At 67.5% G+C, this 15306-nt stretch carries 12 protein-coding genes; 4 read left to right on the top strand and 8 right to left on the bottom strand.

Translation table 11 applies throughout. The features are described from left to right. Positions 1-29 precede the first annotated feature (29 nt). The gene (locus tag J2R78_RS17360; RefSeq protein ID WP_256558884.1) at positions 30-1274 is read left to right on the top strand and encodes a folylpolyglutamate synthase/dihydrofolate synthase family protein; all 1245 of its coding nucleotides are present in this window, start codon (positions 30-32) and stop codon (positions 1272-1274) included. Between the two features lie 128 nt (positions 1275-1402). After that, positions 1403-2143 carry a metallophosphoesterase gene (locus tag J2R78_RS17365; protein WP_253605805.1) on the top strand — a complete coding sequence of 247 codons (741 nt, stop codon included), beginning with the start codon at positions 1403-1405 and terminating at the stop codon, positions 2141-2143. A gap of 113 nt (positions 2144-2256) precedes the next feature. Here the strand turns inward: J2R78_RS17365 and J2R78_RS17370 are convergent, their stop codons facing one another. The 6 genes from J2R78_RS17370 to J2R78_RS17395 all read right to left on the bottom strand — a co-directional run bounded on the left by J2R78_RS17370 (position 2257) and on the right by J2R78_RS17395 (position 12014). Further along, complete coding sequence (locus tag J2R78_RS17370; protein WP_253605807.1) at positions 2257-2715, bottom strand: DUF2231 domain-containing protein; 459 nt, start codon at positions 2713-2715, stop codon at positions 2257-2259. Positions 2716-2798: 83 nt separating this feature from the next. Continuing rightward, complete coding sequence (locus J2R78_RS17375) at positions 2799-3863, bottom strand: ATP-dependent DNA ligase (protein WP_256558610.1); 1065 nt, start codon at positions 3861-3863, stop codon at positions 2799-2801. 96 nt (positions 3864-3959) lie between these two features. Continuing rightward, on the bottom strand, positions 3960-4280 hold the full coding sequence (trxA, locus tag J2R78_RS17380; RefSeq protein ID WP_016847387.1) for a thioredoxin: 321 nt from the start codon (positions 4278-4280) through the stop codon (positions 3960-3962). Between the two features lie 116 nt (positions 4281-4396). Beyond that, the gene (gene addA, locus J2R78_RS17385) at positions 4397-7873 is read right to left on the bottom strand and encodes a double-strand break repair helicase AddA (RefSeq protein WP_253605811.1); all 3477 of its coding nucleotides are present in this window, start codon (positions 7871-7873) and stop codon (positions 4397-4399) included. After that, positions 7867-11013: a double-strand break repair protein AddB gene (gene addB / locus J2R78_RS17390; protein WP_253605813.1), complete on the bottom strand. Its 3147-nt coding sequence runs from the start codon at positions 11011-11013 to the stop codon at positions 7867-7869. Before addB ends, addA begins: the two co-directional genes overlap by 7 nt. Positions 11014-11093: 80 nt before the next feature. Further along, the gene (locus J2R78_RS17395) at positions 11094-12014 is read right to left on the bottom strand and encodes a LysR family transcriptional regulator (protein ID WP_256558611.1); all 921 of its coding nucleotides are present in this window, start codon (positions 12012-12014) and stop codon (positions 11094-11096) included. Between the two features lie 93 nt (positions 12015-12107). On the opposite strand from J2R78_RS17395, the gene J2R78_RS17400 reads away from it, so the two are divergent. Then, positions 12108-13031: a hypothetical protein gene (locus J2R78_RS17400; RefSeq protein ID WP_253605817.1), complete on the top strand. Its 924-nt coding sequence runs from the start codon at positions 12108-12110 to the stop codon at positions 13029-13031. Beyond that, the gene (locus tag J2R78_RS17405) at positions 13028-14041 is read left to right on the top strand and encodes a DUF2891 domain-containing protein (protein ID WP_253605819.1); all 1014 of its coding nucleotides are present in this window, start codon (positions 13028-13030) and stop codon (positions 14039-14041) included. Before J2R78_RS17400 ends, J2R78_RS17405 begins: the two co-directional genes overlap by 4 nt. 12 nt (positions 14042-14053) lie before the next feature. Here the strand turns inward: J2R78_RS17405 and J2R78_RS17410 are convergent, their stop codons facing one another. Together J2R78_RS17410 and J2R78_RS17415 are read right to left on the bottom strand one after the other, a co-directional pair. Further along, complete coding sequence (locus J2R78_RS17410; RefSeq protein WP_092081309.1) at positions 14054-14776, bottom strand: nucleotidyltransferase family protein; 723 nt, start codon at positions 14774-14776, stop codon at positions 14054-14056. 125 nt (positions 14777-14901) lie between these two features. Beyond that, the gene (locus J2R78_RS17415) at positions 14902-15222 is read right to left on the bottom strand and encodes a PilZ domain-containing protein (protein WP_028337556.1); all 321 of its coding nucleotides are present in this window, start codon (positions 15220-15222) and stop codon (positions 14902-14904) included. Positions 15223-15306: the final 84 nt, after the last annotated feature.

Raw genomic sequence — 15306 nt, forward strand, 5'->3', positions numbered from 1 at the left:
CCAAGCGCATCGATCTCAGCCTCGATCGCATGCGCGGCCTGATGGAGCGGCTCGATCATCCCGAGCGCAAGCTGCCGCCGGTGATCCATGTCGCCGGCACCAACGGCAAGGGCTCGACCATCGCCTATCTGCGCGCGGTTCTCGAAGCCGCCGGCCTGCGCGTGCACGTCTTCACCTCGCCCTATCTGGTGCGGATCAACGAATGCTATCGGCTGGGCGCCGTCGGCGGCGGCAAGCTCGTCGGTGACGATGAGCTGCGCGAGACGTTCGAGCACTGCGAACGCGTCAACGCCGATAGTCCCATCACCATCTTCGAGATGGAAACGGCGGTGGCGTTCTGCCTGTTCGCCAAGCATCCGGCCGACGTCGCATTGCTCGAGGTCGGGCTCGGCGGCCGGCTCGATTCGACCAATGTGGTCGAGGCGCCGCTCGCCTCGGTGATCACGCCGGTCAGCATGGACCACATGGAATTCCTCGGCGACAATCTGACGGCAATCGCCGGCGAGAAGGCTGCGATCATCAAGCGCAAGGTGCCGGTGGTGTGTGCCGAGCAGGCGCCGGATGCGATGGCCGTGATCGAGGCGCAGGCGAACCGCATGCGCGCGCCGCTGCATGCGGCCGGCCAGCAATGGCATGTCGGCGTCGAGCGCGGCCGGCTGGTCTATCAGGACGAGCGCGGCTTGCTGGATCTCGCCGCGCCGAAACTGTTCGGCCGGCACCAGTTCGACAATGCGGGCCTTGCGATCGCGACGCTGCGCGCGATCGACGCATTCAAGCTCAACATCGCGGCCTTTGAAGCCGGCATCGTCAATGCGGAATGGCCGGCGCGAATGCAGCGGCTGGTTTCCGGCGCGCTGGTTGGCCAGGGGCCGCAGGGCTCCGAGGTCTGGCTCGACGGCGGACACAATGCCGAGGGCGGCCGCGTCGCGGCCGCGGCGCTCGGCGATCTCGAGGAGCGCGTGTCGCGGCCGCTGGTCGTGATCGTTGGGATGATGGCCAACAAGGATGCCAACGCATTCCTCGCCAATTTCGCCGGGCTGACTCGCCACATCATCGCGGTCCCGGTTCCCGGCCGCGACAACGGCATGGCGCCGGACAGACTGGCTGACGCCGCGCGAGCGCTCGGCATGCGGGTCGAGATCGCTGATGGCGTCGCCGCCGCGCTGCAACGGCTTGCGGTGCTGGCCTATGAGGTGCCGCCGCGGATCCTGATCACGGGCTCGCTGTATCTGGCCGGTCCCGTGCTTGCGGCCAACGGCACGCCTCCTGCATGATGGTCGCGTTGTAGCCCGGATGGAGCGAAGCGAAATCCGGGACGGCTCGATCTGCGGAAGCAGGCTCCCGGATTTCGCTTCGCTCCATCCGGGCTACTGGATGCCGCGCTTGAGGACAGGACAATACAATGCGTTTTGCTGCGATCGCCGACATCCACGGCAACCATCTCGCGCTCGAAGCCGTGCTGTCGGACATCCGCGCGCAGGGAATTTCCGACATCGTCGACCTCGGCGACATGGTGAGCGGGCCGCTCGACGCCCGGCCCACCATCGATATGCTGATGGCGCTCGATGCGGTCCATCTGCTCGGCAATCATGACCGCTACCTGATCGACCGTCCGCACGAGAAAATGGGCTCTTGGGAGCGGCTGACCTATACCCAGCTCGAGCCGCGGCATCTCGACTGGCTGCGCACGCTGCCGGCGAATTCGATCTATCGCGACGAGGTTTTCCTCTGTCATGCAACGCCCCAGGATGACGAGACCTACTGGCTCGAGACGGTGCTGCCGGGCGGCGAAGTCTGCATGTCCTCGCTGGAAGCGATCGAGGCGAGAGCGGCCGGCGTGCCGCAATCGCTGATCCTCTGCGCCCACACGCACACTGCGCGCGCCGTGCGGCTTCGCGACGGCCGGCTGATCGTCAATCCCGGCAGCGTCGGCTCGCCCGGCTATCGCGCCGGCAAACCGCATCCGCATGTCGTGGAGGCCGGTTCGCCCGATGCGCGCTACGCGATCCTCGAGCAGGTCGATGGTGGCTGGGACGTAACCTTCCGCCACATCCCGTACGACCACGCGGCAATGGCGGCGCTGGCGCGCCAGCACGGCCAGGCCGTACTCGCCTCGGCGCTGGCGACGGGGTGGATACGGTAATCGGTAGTTCGTAGCCCGGATGGAGCGAAGCGAAATCCGGGACGGCTCGATCCGAGGCGCACAGGTCCCGGATTGCGCTTCGCTCCATCCGGGCTACATGGCGGACCCGCGAGCTAATGGATATGCGCCTCATCCGAGACGCCGACATGCTCGCGATAGACCATCTCCCAGCCCTTCCAGCCGGTGAACAGCAGGATCAGGACCACGATGAACGATAGCGCAAGACCGGTCGGCACGATGGCGGATGTGCCGTGCTCGAAGCGCGAATACCAGTTGTACAGCTCGATCAATACCGCGATGACGTTGCCGCCGGCGTGCTGCCATGCATCGGAAAGATTGCGGACCTGATCGTCTCCGAGGAGATCGATCACGCCGGCGATGGCGGCGAGCGCGGCCATGATCAAGCCGATGCCAAGCAGCCAGAGCGAGGCGCTGGCCCAGAAGTCAGTGCCCGTCTTCCAGAAAGCGAGATCGGCAACGAAGGTCAAAACAAAGCATACGACTGGAAACGGAATAAGCATCGGATGGATAGGATGTCCCGCGACCTGCGCGGTTGATCTGGGGTTCGACATGGGTCCCTCCTGAGGGCCATTTGATCCCTCAACATGGACTGCCTGTCCGGGTTCCTATTCGCTGCACCGCAACGGCAGTGCCGTTATCCCCTCAACAGCTTCATCGGGTCGGCCGCCTTCTGCTTCAGTTGCTCGAACGAGCATTGCTTCGGCGCCTTGTCCGGACGCCAGCGCAGGATCGAGGTGCCGTGGCGGAAACGATCGCCACTGAAATGGTCGTAGCAGACCTCGATCACGAGCTTCGGCTTCAGCGGACACCATTGCGCCGAGCGCTCGGTCGACCACCGGCTCGGGCCGCCCGGCGCATTCCCGGTAAAGCCGGGCTTTGCAATCAACGGCTCGAGACGGTCGATCAGCGCCAGCTTCTCCTGCTGCCTGATCGCGGAGGTGAAGCCGACATGATGCAACAAGCCGTCGTCGTCATAGAGGCCGAGCAGCAGCGAGCCGACCACTTGGCGGCCGCCGGTCCTGTTGGTGGCGTAGCGAAAGCCGCCGACCACACAGTCGGCGCTCCTGAACCTTTTGATCTTCTGCATGCCGTCGCGATTGCCGGCCTGATAGGGCAGGTCCAGGCGCTTGGCGATTACGCCGTCGAAGCCGCCGCCGGATCGCGCCAGCCATTTCCTGGCAAGCGCGTAGCTCGTCGTCGCGGGAGATAGCCGAAAGCTGGAATTGGATTTCAATTGCGACTTGGCGAACGCCTCGAGCTGCGGTCGTCGTTTGCTCAAGGGCTGGCCGGAAAGCTTCTTCATGGTTGGCGCGGCCAAGAGATCGAACGTCAGAAACAAGGCGGGCGTTTCCTGTGCGAGCCGCGTCACCCGGCTGGCGGCAGGATGGATGCGCTGCAGGAGATCGTCGAATGAGAATGTCCGGCCGTGCGGCACCACGATCTCGCCGTCGAGCACGAATGACGTTGCCTTCACGCTCAGCGCCGCGGCGACCAGCTCCGGGAAATAGCGGCCGAGATCTTCGCCGGATTTCGAGCGCAGGTCGACTTTGCGGCCTTCGCGTTTCAGCAGGCAGCGGAAGCCGTCCCACTTGGGTTCGTACTGCCACTCCTTCCCGCGCGGGATGGCATCGACCGAGCGCGCCTCCATCGCAACGAGCGGCGTGGACCTGGAAGCGGGCTTTTGACGCGGGGAGGGCAAGTGCCGGGACCTTCAAACGCAACACACACGGTCCCAACGCAAACGGCCGGCGAATCCGCCGGCCGTGCACGAATTTATTAATCAGAAGAAGCAGGATCAGACCGCAGCGGTGATCCACTGCTGCAGCTTGGCCTTCGGCGCGGCGCCGACCTGGCGGGACGCCATCTCGCCGCCCTTGAAGATCATCAGGGTCGGGATCGACATCACGCCATACTTCGATGCGGTCTTCGGGCTCTCGTCGACGTTGAGCTTCACGATCTTGACCTTGTCGCCCATCGCGCCGGAAATCTCATCGAGAGCGGGCGCGATCATGCGGCAGGGGCCGCACCACTCGGCCCAGAAGTCGACGACCACCGGCCCGGTCGCCTTGAGCACTTCGGCTTCGAAATCGGCGTCAGAAACCTTGCCAACGGCCATGTGAGTACCTCGTTCGGTTGAGACAAAAGGGCGCGGTTGGGAATCGCGCCCGGGAGCATGGATCAAACCTATGAACGCCCCCTTGCCGGGTCAAGCTTGCTCACGCCGACATGAACTTATGCCAGGGCGGCGTCCAGCGCGGGGGCGGAAATCTCCATGATTTCAGTCGTTTCGGTCCAGAGCAGGGCGGCCCGCACGGGCAGCTGGGGATAAAGCCTGGCGAGCACCGCGCGGTACAGCGCGAGCTGCCGGACATAGCCCCTGGGCGCCTCGGCTGCCGTCTTGGGCGGAGCGTGGTTGGTCTTGAAATCGACGATCAGGACGTCGGTCGGCGTCACCACCAGGCGGTCAATCTGGCCCGAAACCAGCGCCTTCGGCTGGCCCGGCCGCTCCAGCCGCCCGACGATCGAGACTTCCGCGCGGCTGCCGGGCGCGAACACGGCGGCAAAGCGCGGATCGGCGATCAGGCCGAGCACCTGATCGGCGAGCGCGACCTGCTCCTGTTCGCTCCAGCCGTCGGCATTGCGCGCGAGGTAGCCGAGCGCGGCGGCGCGCCGCCGCTCGAGGGCGACGTCGGGCAGCGATTGCAGCAGGCGATGCACCAGCGTGCCGCGTTGCAGGGCGCGGGCGCGCAGCAGCACCGATTCGCCGGTTCGGATCGGATGGCTGTCATCATCAGCCGGATCGGACGGACGCAGCATGCTCGCCGCCGATGCTTCCGGTGCGGCCGCAGCACGCAGCCAGGACGGCAATGCGATCGGCACCGCGGCCGCCGACGCAGTCGCACCGGTGAGATCGGCGACGTCATCCGGCCGCGAATAGCGCATCACCTTGCCGCCTGGCGTCTCCAGCTCCTCGAGCTTGAGCCCGGAATTGGCGAGCCCCTTGGTGATCAGATCGTACCAGGACGATTTCCGCACCGTGTTCATGTTGCCGGGCATGCAGCCGCCGACGATCAGCCGGTCGGCGGCGCGGGTCATCGCGACATAGAGCAGGCGGCGATACTCGTCCTCGGTGTCGCCGAGCATCGCCTTGCGCGCCTCGGCGACGCCGGGCGGATCCTCGGCCTTCTTGCCGGCCCACACCACGACGCCGGGCGCGTTCGGCGCGGCATTGCCCTGCGGCAGATGGATCAGCCGCAGCCGCTGCGTGTCCGACGGCGAGGTCGTGGTGTCGACCAGGAACACCACCGATGCTTCGAGGCCCTTGGCGCCGTGTACGGTCATGACGCGGACCTCGTCGCGCGAAATCTCCATGTCGCGCTTCACCTCGGTGTCGGCGGCGCGCAGCCAGGCGACGAAGCCCTGCAGCGAGGCCGGCGCCTTGCGCTCATACCTCAGCGCAAGCTCGAGGAACTCGTCGAGCGCGTCGTTGGCCTCATGGCCGAGCCGGCGCAGGATGCGCGCCCGCCCGCCGTCGCCGCCGAGCAGCCAGGCGTAGAACGCGAACGGCGTCTCCTCGGTGAAGCGGCGCTCGCATTGTTCGAGACGGCGGCGCGCGGCCGAAAATCGCTCATCGGTCGGCGCCTGCGCGGCCAGTGCCTCGCGCAGCGAGCCGCGACGCTGATACGCCAGCTTGAACAAATCGTCGTCGTCGAGGCCGAACAGCGGGCTCTTCAGCGCCACCGCGAGCGCGAGATCGTCCTGCGGCAGCAGCAGCGCGTCGGCGAGGTTCATCAGGTCGATGATCGCGATGTGCTCGGTCAGTTTCAGCCGGTCGGCGCCGGCGACCGGGATGCCGGCGTGCTTCAGCGCCTGGATCACCGCATCGAAGGCGTTGCCGCGCCGCCGCACCAGGATCAGCATGTCGCCGTAGCTGAGTGGCCGCCGCCCGCCAGTGCTGCCGGTCATGGTGCCGCTGGTAACGAGGCGCTTGATCTCGGCCTGGATGCGCCTTGCCAGCTTCACCTCGGGGCTCGTCACCGACACGCCGTCGAACGGCGCGCGCCAGCCCTCGATGTCCTGGCGATCGTCGGCAACCGCGAGATCCCAGAGCTCGATCAGGCTGGGGCCGGCATCGGCCATCGCGTTGTGGATCGGGTAGCCGTTCTCGACCGCATGAATGCTGCGAAAGATGTCCTGCTCGCGGAACACATGGTCGACCGAGTGCAAGATCACCGGCCCCGAGCGGAACGAATAGGTGAACGACACGGGGTCGAATTTCAGCCCGGCTTCCTCGAACCGCCGCTTCAGCTCGCGCCGGCGCAGGTCGAATTCGCGCGGCGCCGCGCCCTGGAACGAGAAGATCGACTGCTTCTCGTCGCCGACCGCGAACACGGTGCGCACCAGGCCGTCGCGCGCGCCGGCGCCGGAGGTGAATTCCGAGATGATGTGCGCGACGATGTCCCATTGCCGCGGGCTCGTATCCTGCGCCTCGTCGATCAGCACGTGATCGACGCCGCGGTCGAGCTTGTAATGCACCCAGCCCGAGGAGACGCGGTCGAGCATCGCCAGCGTCTTGTCGATCAGATCGTCATAGTCGAGCAGGCCGCGTTCCAGCTTCTCGCGCCGGTAATGCGCGGCCGCCGCGGTCGCGATGTGGATCAGCGCCTCGGTGCGGTCGCGCGCGACCACGGCGCGGCGGCGCTCGATCAACGGACCGAGCCGATCGATCTCCGCCTCGAACCGATGGCCTGCGACCGCATTCTTCTTGATGAAACTGTTGGTGACGACAGACGCGCGCGGGGCGCGTTCATCGGTCAGGAAGACGCCGAGATATTCGTCGGCCTGGGCTGCACCGGTGAAGGTCAGCGCGCTCCGCAGCCGTTCGGCCTGCTTCTGATCCGCCTTGCTGCTGGTATCGAGGAGCGTCGCCATCTCCTTCCAGCTCGCGCGCGGCAGGTTCGGGCCGTCGACGATCTCGCGCTCGACCTCCTCGATGCGATCATCGGCGGAGACGCCGAGCGCGGCCGACATCTGCGCGGCGGCGGCCGCGGCGTTGCCGGCGGCATCGGTCCAGGCCATGAAGTGGTCGCGGCTGAGGCAGGCTTCGCGGACCACCTCCTTGAAGGTGACGTCGGCGGCATTTGCCATCGCCGTCCGCAGCGCGCGGCCGATCGGACTGTCGGGAATCCGCGACGCCTCGAGGAACACCGCGAGATTGGCGCGCTCCATCATCTCGTTCTGGTCGCGGTCGTCGAGCACGGCAAAGCGCGCCGGCACGTTGGCCTCGAACGGAAACTGCTGCAGCAGGCGGGTGCACAGCGCGTGGATGGTCTGCACCTTCAAGCCGCCGGGCGTCTCCAGCGCACAGGCAAACAGCTTGCGCGCCTCGCGCCGCAGCGTGGCGGAAGGATGGGCAATGCCGGCTTCGCGGATCGCGGTATCGAGCCCGGCGTCGTCGAGCGTCACCCAATGGCCGAGCGTTGTGAAGACACGCTCGGCCATGTTCGCGGCAGCCGCCTTGGTGAAGGTGATGCAGAGGATCTTTTCCGGCGGCACGCCCGACAGCAGCAGACGGATGACGCGCTGGACCAGCACATGGGTCTTGCCCGAGCCGGCATTGGCCGACACGAAGGTCGACGCTTTCGGATCGGACGCACGCGCCTGCGCGTCGCGCACGGCGGGCGGGATGGGCCTGATAGCCTTCACCATTCCTCGATTCCCAGGCCGCCGGCGGCGGACCATTCCTTGATACGCGCGAGGTCGTCATAGGCGCCGTAGCGGTTCGCCCACATCGAGAGGTTCAGCGAGGTGTAGGCCTGCTGCTCGTCGTCGAAGGCGCGGATCAGGGCCTCCAGCTTGCGCCGCGCGCTGTCGGCGGCCTCATCGGGCGGTTGCGGCGTGTCGCTGGTCTTGATCTTCAGCTCCAGCGAGCGCTGCTCGCCCGGCGGGTTGTTGCCGCTCAGCCTGACATAGACGAGGTCGCCGATCGAGGAGTCGGCCGGGATGTCGGCGAAGCCGCCCTCGCGCAGGATCGCGGCTTCCAGGGTGAGCTGCGGCGACAGGCCCATACGCACCTGCTTGCCGGTCGGCGGCTGGCCGGTCTTGTAGTCGAGGATCGCAAAGCTGCCGTCATCGCGACGCTCGATGCGATCGGCGCGCGCCGAGAGCGTGAAGGTCCTGGCATCGTCGAGCGGGATGCCGATCTCGCCGCGGATCTCGGCCTTGATGGAAGCGATACTGCCGCGCCGGGCCTGCTCCCATTCGGCAAACCATCCTGCGATGCGCTGGAAGCGCGGCCACCACAGCGCCCGCGCCTCGGGCCGCTCCATCAGCGGCGCAAAATATTTGGCCCCGATCTCGCGAAGCGTGCGTAGCGTGTCGGCCGGCAGCGCGTCGGCATAGACCTGCGTGAACTCGCCGAGCGCCTCGTGGATCGCCGAGCCGCGATCGGCCGCCGACAACGGCATGTCGACGGGGTCGAGCGGATCGAGATCGAGGATATAGCGCGCATAGATCGTGTAGGGATCGCGCAGCCAGTCCTCGATCGCGGTGACAGACATCTTCAACGGCCGTGCCTCGCGCGGCGGCCGCGGCTCCGGCTGCGGGAGCGGCTCGACCTTGTCGGGCCGGTCGAGCTCGGCGGCATATTGCACGTAAGTGTCGCCGGCCGATGTCGCGGCCTTCCAGCGCGCTTCGCCGGCGACCGCTTCGAGCCGGTGCAGGAAGCGCGAGGCGACCGCCGGCGCGCCGCCGACCTTTGCGGCGTGGGTGAGGATCACCTCGTCATGGCCGAGCAGTTGCGCAAAGTCGTGCGCGGAAAGGCCGATGCGGCGCTCGGGAAGGTCGAGCCCGAGCTCATGCCGCATCGGCCGGCTCAGCCACGGATCGATCCGCGGCGCCGGCGGCCAGACGCCCTCGACCAGGCCGCCGAGGATGACGCGATCGGATTCGGTGAGACGGGCTTCGAGCTGGCCGAAGATGTTGAGCTGCGCGCGCGCCGATTCCGGCCGCCGCACCGTGCGGTCGGCGAACGCGGTCTGGAACACCTCGGGATAATCGGCGAGCGGCGTCATCAGCCCACTCGGCTGCTGCTTGGCGAGCAGCTCGTCGAACGCCGACGCCAGCGACGCACCGGCGCGCTCCTCGAACACGACGGCAACGCCGTTCTGGTCGCCGGATAGCGCGATCAGCGCCTCGCGGTGGCGCGCGGCGAGCTCGGCGAAATCATGGGGTTTTGACGACGCCATGCCTTCGAGCGGCGCCAGCGCCGCCTGCAATCTGGCGATCAGGTCCTGCGCCCGGTTGAGCTCGTTGTCGCGCAGCCGGGCGCGCGGCTCCATGGCATGCAGCGACGAGGTCTCGCCGCCGTGCAGCTTGACCAGCTCGGCGCGGAAGCGCGCGAAGTCGCGGGCGAGGCCGCCGGTCCCGGCTTGCGGCCGCGTGCCGCGGAGCAGCGCGATCTCCAGCACCTCGATCGCGCGCCGCAGCGCGCCATGCGAACGGCCGAGCCGGAACAGCGGATGCTTGAGCAGCGCGAGCAGCGTCGGCGGCTCCAGCCCCTTGGCCGCCGCCTCCGCGGTCAGGCGGGCGAACACGCCGGCCGGCGTCTCGATCAGCGCATCGCCGCCGGAATCGTCGAACTCGAGCTTCCAGCGCGTCAGCGACGCCATCACGCGGCGCGCCAGCGCGCGGTCCGGCGTCACAAGCGCGGCCGATTTGCCGAGATGCCGCGCCTCGCGCATCGCCACCGCGATCGCCAGCGCCTCCATTTCCGGATTGGGCGCCTCGACCACGGTGAGGTTGGTCATCCCGGCGGAAATCCGCGCCACGATCTCCGGCCGTTCCAGCCGGTCGTGCCACTGCGCGGTCGCGGTCGAGGGACGCATCGTCTCCGACACCAGCACCTCGCGGCCGAGCGGCGCCGGCTCGGCAAGGCTCTCGACGTCGCGGCGCTTGATGCCGAAGCGGTCGAGCAAGGCGTGCATCGCGAATTGCGGATGGTTCGACGAGGGCGGTGTGGTGAACCTGCCGTCGTCGCCGCGCTCGCCGCCGATCGTGTCCCAGGAGTCCTCGTCGAGATCGGTGTCGAGCCCGGGCAGCACCACGGCACCGTTCGGCAGCTTCGCCACCGCGTGCAGGAATTTCGCCGTCGCCGGCATCGAGCCGGTCGAACCGGCCGCGATCACCGGGCCCGCGTGGTGCGCGGTCAGCCGCGCCGCTTCCGCCTCGATCAGGAGATCGCGGCGCGCGGCGGGTTCGATCCGGCCGATCTCCTTGAGGTAGCTGGGCCAGGCGTCGCGCGCGATCCGCAGGAAGTCGAGCGAGTGCTGCCAATATTTGTCGAGCTGGTCCGGCACCAGGCGGTCGAGCGCGCGCCAGTCGACGCCGCGCGTCACCATGTCGTCCATCAGCCGCGCCAGGTCGCCGGCGAGCTGCAGCGTCGAGGCCGGCCCGCCGACCACCAGCGGCGCCGACACCGGCGTCTTCGCCCAGGCCGCGACCAGATGCGCCAGCGTCAGCCGACGCTCGAGCTCGCCCAGCCTTGGCGGAATCTCCAGCGGAGCGGCGCCGCCGACGTCCTCGCCTTGGTCGGCGAAGGCGAGTTCGTCCTCATCGATGTCGCCAAGCGCGACGATGCGCGGCAGCACGGCGGCGTCCGACTCGAGCACATCGAGGAAGATTTCCCGCGCCAGCCGCCCGGCACGGCGGGTCGGCAGATACAGCGTGGCGTTGGCGAGCCTTGCCGGATCGCTCTGCGCCTCGAATCCCGCGACCAGCCGGCCATCGACCAGCGCCGAGATGACGGTCCGCAGGAACGGCGCAGAAACGGGAACACTGAAGACGCGCATGGGCTGCCTGATTCGAATCCGGCGCCAATATAGGGAGCGGTGACCGTCGTTAGCCACCCCTGTCGGAGAACCGTCACCGCTCAATATCGCAATCGGCCGGCGCAGCGATCGGCGGCATCCAGGAACCAGCGCAGCGCCGGATCCTGGGCGGCGCGGCTCGTATGGATCAGGTCGATCGCGAAGGCGGGGATGTCGATCGGCGGCGCGACGACGGCAATGTCGGCCAGATGCGTGAAGCGCCGGGCGATGCGCTCGGACATCGTGGCGATCAGATCGGTGCCGGCCACGGCGAACGGAACGGCCACCACATGCGCAAGCGTCACCGCCACCCGTCGCTTCAGTCCATGGCGCGCCAGCAGCGCGTCGATCACGCTCGGCAGGCCGTCGCCGCCGGCCGCCGAGAACAGCGCGTGCGGCAAGGTCGCGTAATCTTCCAGACCGAGGCGCTCCGATCGGCTCGTGCGCGCGGTGTCACGGACGCAGACGAAGCGCTCCTCGAACAGCCGGTGCCGGACACAGCGCGGCGAGTCCGGCAGGTGCCCGCCGATCAGCGCATCGAGCTCGCCGCGCTCCAGCTTCGCCAGCGCCACCGTCGCATCGGTGAGCGGGCGCACGGCAAGGTCAATGCCGGGCGCTTCGATGCGCAGCAGCCGGGTCAGTTCCGGCACCACAACGAGATCGCCATAGTCGGTCGCGGCGATGGTGATGCGCCGTCGCGCGATGGCCGGATCGAAGCCCTGAGCGGGCGCCAACGCGCTCCGGATCTGCCGCAGCGCTTCGCCGATCGGCCCGGCCAGCGCCAGCGCCTTTTCGGTCGGTTGCATGCCCGCGCCGGCACGCAGGAACAGCTCGTCCGCAAGCAGCGCACGCAGCCTTCGCAACGCGCTGCTCATGGACGGCTGGGCGAGCCCGATGCGCTCGGCCGCCCGGGTGACGTGGCGCTCCTCCATCAGCGCTTCGAAGGCGACCAGCAGGTTGAGATCGACGGCGGATAAATTCATCGTAGCAATAATGCTTATAAGAATAATCGATTTCAACAATGATTTGCCCCGGCCTATGCTCGTTGGTCGGACATGACGACGGGACCCAGGAATTTGGCGAGATTTGCGAGGCTGGTGCCAAGCGGGCCGACACTGCTGATCATCGGCGTGCTGGCAGGATTGGCTTTCCCCGCCTTGGCGGACGGCGCCCGCCCGCTGATGGCGGCGGCGATCTTCGTTCTGGTGCTAGGCACCTTCCTCCAGGTCGACGGCACGGCGTTCCGGCGCGCGTTGCGGCGGCCGCTGGTCTGGCTGCTGTTGCCGGCGCTGGCCATGCTGGCGAGCCCGCTTGCAGTCGGCCTTGCCGCGCGCGGCGCCGGCTTTCGACCCGAGCTGATCGTCGCATTGGTGCTGTCGGTGTGTGCGCCACCGTCGAGCGGCACGGCGGCCGTCGCGCGCATGCTCGGCTTCGATGCGACCATTCCGCTTGCCGTGACGCTGCTGTCGATGGCGCTGGCGCCGGTTACCGTGCCGCTGATCGCCGCGGGATTTGCCGGTCTCGCGCTCGATCCGCTGGCGCTTGCGACGCGGCTGGTCCTCCTGGTTGGCGGCGCCGGCGCGTTGGCGTTGCTGTTGCGCCGTCAGGCCGCTGCACGATTGGTGCAGCATGCGCGCATCATCGACGCGCTCGTGCTGGCCTCGCTGCTGCTGTTCGCGATCGCCACCATGGCCGGGGTGCGTGCTCAGATCGAAGCGCAACCGGCCGCCGCGTTCACCTGCGTCGGCCTTGCCTTCGCCTGCAATCTTGCCCTGCAATTGTGTGGCGCGCTGCTCACGCCGGGCAATCTGGCTGCACGGCTGACAAGTGGCCTCGTTCTCGGCAACCGCAATGTCGGACTGGTCTGGTCGGCGATGGGCGCCGCGGTGTCGCCGATGACGGCGTTGTTCTTCGCCGCCACGCAGTTTCCGATCTATATGACGCCGCGGCTGATCGAAATGCTTGTTCGCCGCGAGTGCAAGGAGAATGCCTCACCATGAGCGCGACGATCCTGACCGAAGACCTCGCCGTCCGTTTCGCGCGCATCGCGCTCGGCCATGTCACGCGCGAATATCCGAACAAGCCCGATCACGTGCTGGCGGGGCCGCAGGATGCGCGCACGCCGCGCGAGCTGCATCCGGTGTTCTTCGGCAGCTACGACTGGCATTCCTGCGTCCACAGCTATTGGATGCTTGCCCGGCTGTTGCGCCGCTATCCCTCATCCGAGGCGGCGGACGATATCCGCGCGCTGTTCGACGCGCAGTTCGTTGCGGAGAAGACCGTGGCCGAATGCAGCTATCTCGCCGCCCCGACCGCGCGCGGCTTCAAGCGGCCTTACGGCTGGGGCTGGCTGTTGAAGCTCGCCGCAGAGCTCTCGCTCGTCGAGAACACCAACTGGCGCGATCGGATCGCTCCGCTCGCCGAGATCTTCGCGCAGCGCTACCGCGATTTCCTGCCGCTCGCCACCTATCCGGTGCGGGTCGGCACCCATTTCAACACCGCGTTCGGACTGCGCATGGCAGCCGACTACGCCGCGGTGACACAGGACGATGCGTTCGGCGCGCTGTTGCGCGACACAGCGCTGCGCTGGTACGGCGCCGATCAGGACTGCCCCGCCTGGGGTGAGCCGAGCGGTGATGACTTCCAGTCGTCCGCGCTGATCGAAGCGGAGTGCATGCGCCGGCTGCTGGCACCGGGTGACTTCCTGTCCTGGTTCGACCGCTTCCTGCCGCGGCTCGAGCTGCGCGAACCCGCAACCCTGTTCCGGCCCGCCACGGTCACCGATCGCTCGGATGGCAAGCTGGCACATCTCGACGGGCTCAATCTCAGCCGCGCATGGTGCTGGCGGGCGCTGGCCGGTGCGTTGCCGGCGGCCGATGCGCGCCGTCCGATCCTGCAGGATGCCGCGCGCCGGCATCGCGACGCCGGCCTGCCGCATATCGCCAGCGACTATATGGGTGAACACTGGCTTGCGAGCTTCGCGGTGCTCGCGATCGACGCCGATGGCTGACGAAGGCGCCGCCTACGCGACGCTTTCCAGGTAAGCTTCTTCCGCAGCCTGGATCGCGTCCGGAGTCCCGACATGCATCCAGACGCCGTCGAGGCGCAGGCCGAACAGCCGCTCCTGCTCGTTGGCGCGGTCGAATATCTTGGTCAGCGAGAACTCGCCGGCCGGCGCGTCGGCGAACAGCGCAGGCGACATGATCGCGGCGCCGGCATAGACGAACGGCACCACCTGGTGCTCGCGCCGCTTGCGCAACGCGCCATCCGGCAACATCGAATAGTCGCCGCGCCCGCCATAGCCGATGCTCGTAGCGGTCGGCGCCATCAGCAGCAGGATATCCATCCGCGCGGGATCGAAGGTTTCCGCGAGCCGCGCCAGATTGGAGCGCACGCCGTCGATCCACATCGTGTCCGCGTTCAGATGATAGAACGGCGCATCGCCGAGCAGCGGCAACGCCTTCACCACCGCGCCGCCGGTGCCGAGCACCTGGTCGCGCTCGTCGGAGATGATCACGCGCGGACGGCTGCGGGGCTTGACGTGCTCGATGATCTGGTCGGGCAAATAGTGCACGTTCACGACCGCTTCGCTGACGCCGGCGCCGGCGAGCTTGTCGAGCACATGGTCGAGCAGCGGCTGGCCGGCGACGCTGACCAGCGGCTTCGGCATCGTGTTGGTCAGGGGGCGCATGCGCACGCCGAGGCCCGCAGCGAGCACCATGGCTTTATGGGGAGTGACGGGCATCTTCCGGATATTCTCGGTCATCATCTCTCATGCGCCGATCATATCACGGCGATTCGGCAAGCACATCAATCAGACGCCATAGTCACGAGACATGACGGCCGTAAGACGGCAATGACGACCCTGGCCTAGACGTCGGCAGCTTGCGTGCCGCGCCTGGCGGTTTTCTTCTTCTTGTCGCCTTGTTTGAGAAAGTTGACGCCGATCTGGTCGCCATTGACCCATGCCAGCTCGCAGCGGCGATAGGCCAATCCTGTGGACGACAGCAGCAGAAAAAACTCCTTCAGGTTCAGGCCCTCGACCGAGCCGTCGACGGAGAGCTTGGCGCCCGTCTCCGACACGTCTTCCATGGTGCAGTCGCGCCGCCAGGTGCCGTCGATGCCCATCATGTGCGCTGCTATGCCGCGCTCAAACGTGACACGATCGCCCTTGCGTCGTTCCGTCCCCATCGTGTGGTCCCGCTCCAGATCCGGCCGCGCCATGGATCAGGTGCGGGCTCCGCAACCTTAGGGGAGGCGAGGCTAATAACCCGT

The sequence above is a fragment of the Bradyrhizobium sp. USDA 4538 genome (assembly GCF_024171045.1).
Lineage (GTDB): Bacteria > Pseudomonadota > Alphaproteobacteria > Rhizobiales > Xanthobacteraceae > Bradyrhizobium > Bradyrhizobium australafricanum.

Bases quoted from the DNA above. Each gene is read 5' to 3' on its own strand.
- J2R78_RS17410 (WP_092081309.1), bottom strand. From the start codon at position 14,776: ATGCCCGTCACTCCCCATAAAGCCATGGTGCTCGCTGCGGGCCTCGGC.
- J2R78_RS17415 (WP_028337556.1), bottom strand. From the start codon at position 15,222: ATGGGGACGGAACGACGCAAGGGCGATCGTGTCACGTTTGAGCGCGGC.
- trxA (WP_016847387.1), bottom strand. From the start codon at position 4,280: ATGGCCGTTGGCAAGGTTTCTGACGCCGATTTCGAAGCCGAAGTGCTC.
- J2R78_RS17365 (WP_253605805.1), top strand. From the start codon at position 1,403: ATGCGTTTTGCTGCGATCGCCGACATCCACGGCAACCATCTCGCGCTC.
- J2R78_RS17405 (WP_253605819.1), top strand. From the start codon at position 13,028: ATGAGCGCGACGATCCTGACCGAAGACCTCGCCGTCCGTTTCGCGCGC.
- J2R78_RS17395 (WP_256558611.1), bottom strand. From the start codon at position 12,014: ATGAATTTATCCGCCGTCGATCTCAACCTGCTGGTCGCCTTCGAAGCG.
- J2R78_RS17370 (WP_253605807.1), bottom strand. From the start codon at position 2,715: ATGTCGAACCCCAGATCAACCGCGCAGGTCGCGGGACATCCTATCCAT.
- J2R78_RS17360 (WP_256558884.1), top strand. From the start codon at position 30: ATGCGCGGCCTGATGGAGCGGCTCGATCATCCCGAGCGCAAGCTGCCG.
- addB (WP_253605813.1), bottom strand. From the start codon at position 11,013: ATGCGCGTCTTCAGTGTTCCCGTTTCTGCGCCGTTCCTGCGGACCGTC.
- addA (WP_253605811.1), bottom strand. From the start codon at position 7,873: ATGGTGAAGGCTATCAGGCCCATCCCGCCCGCCGTGCGCGACGCGCAG.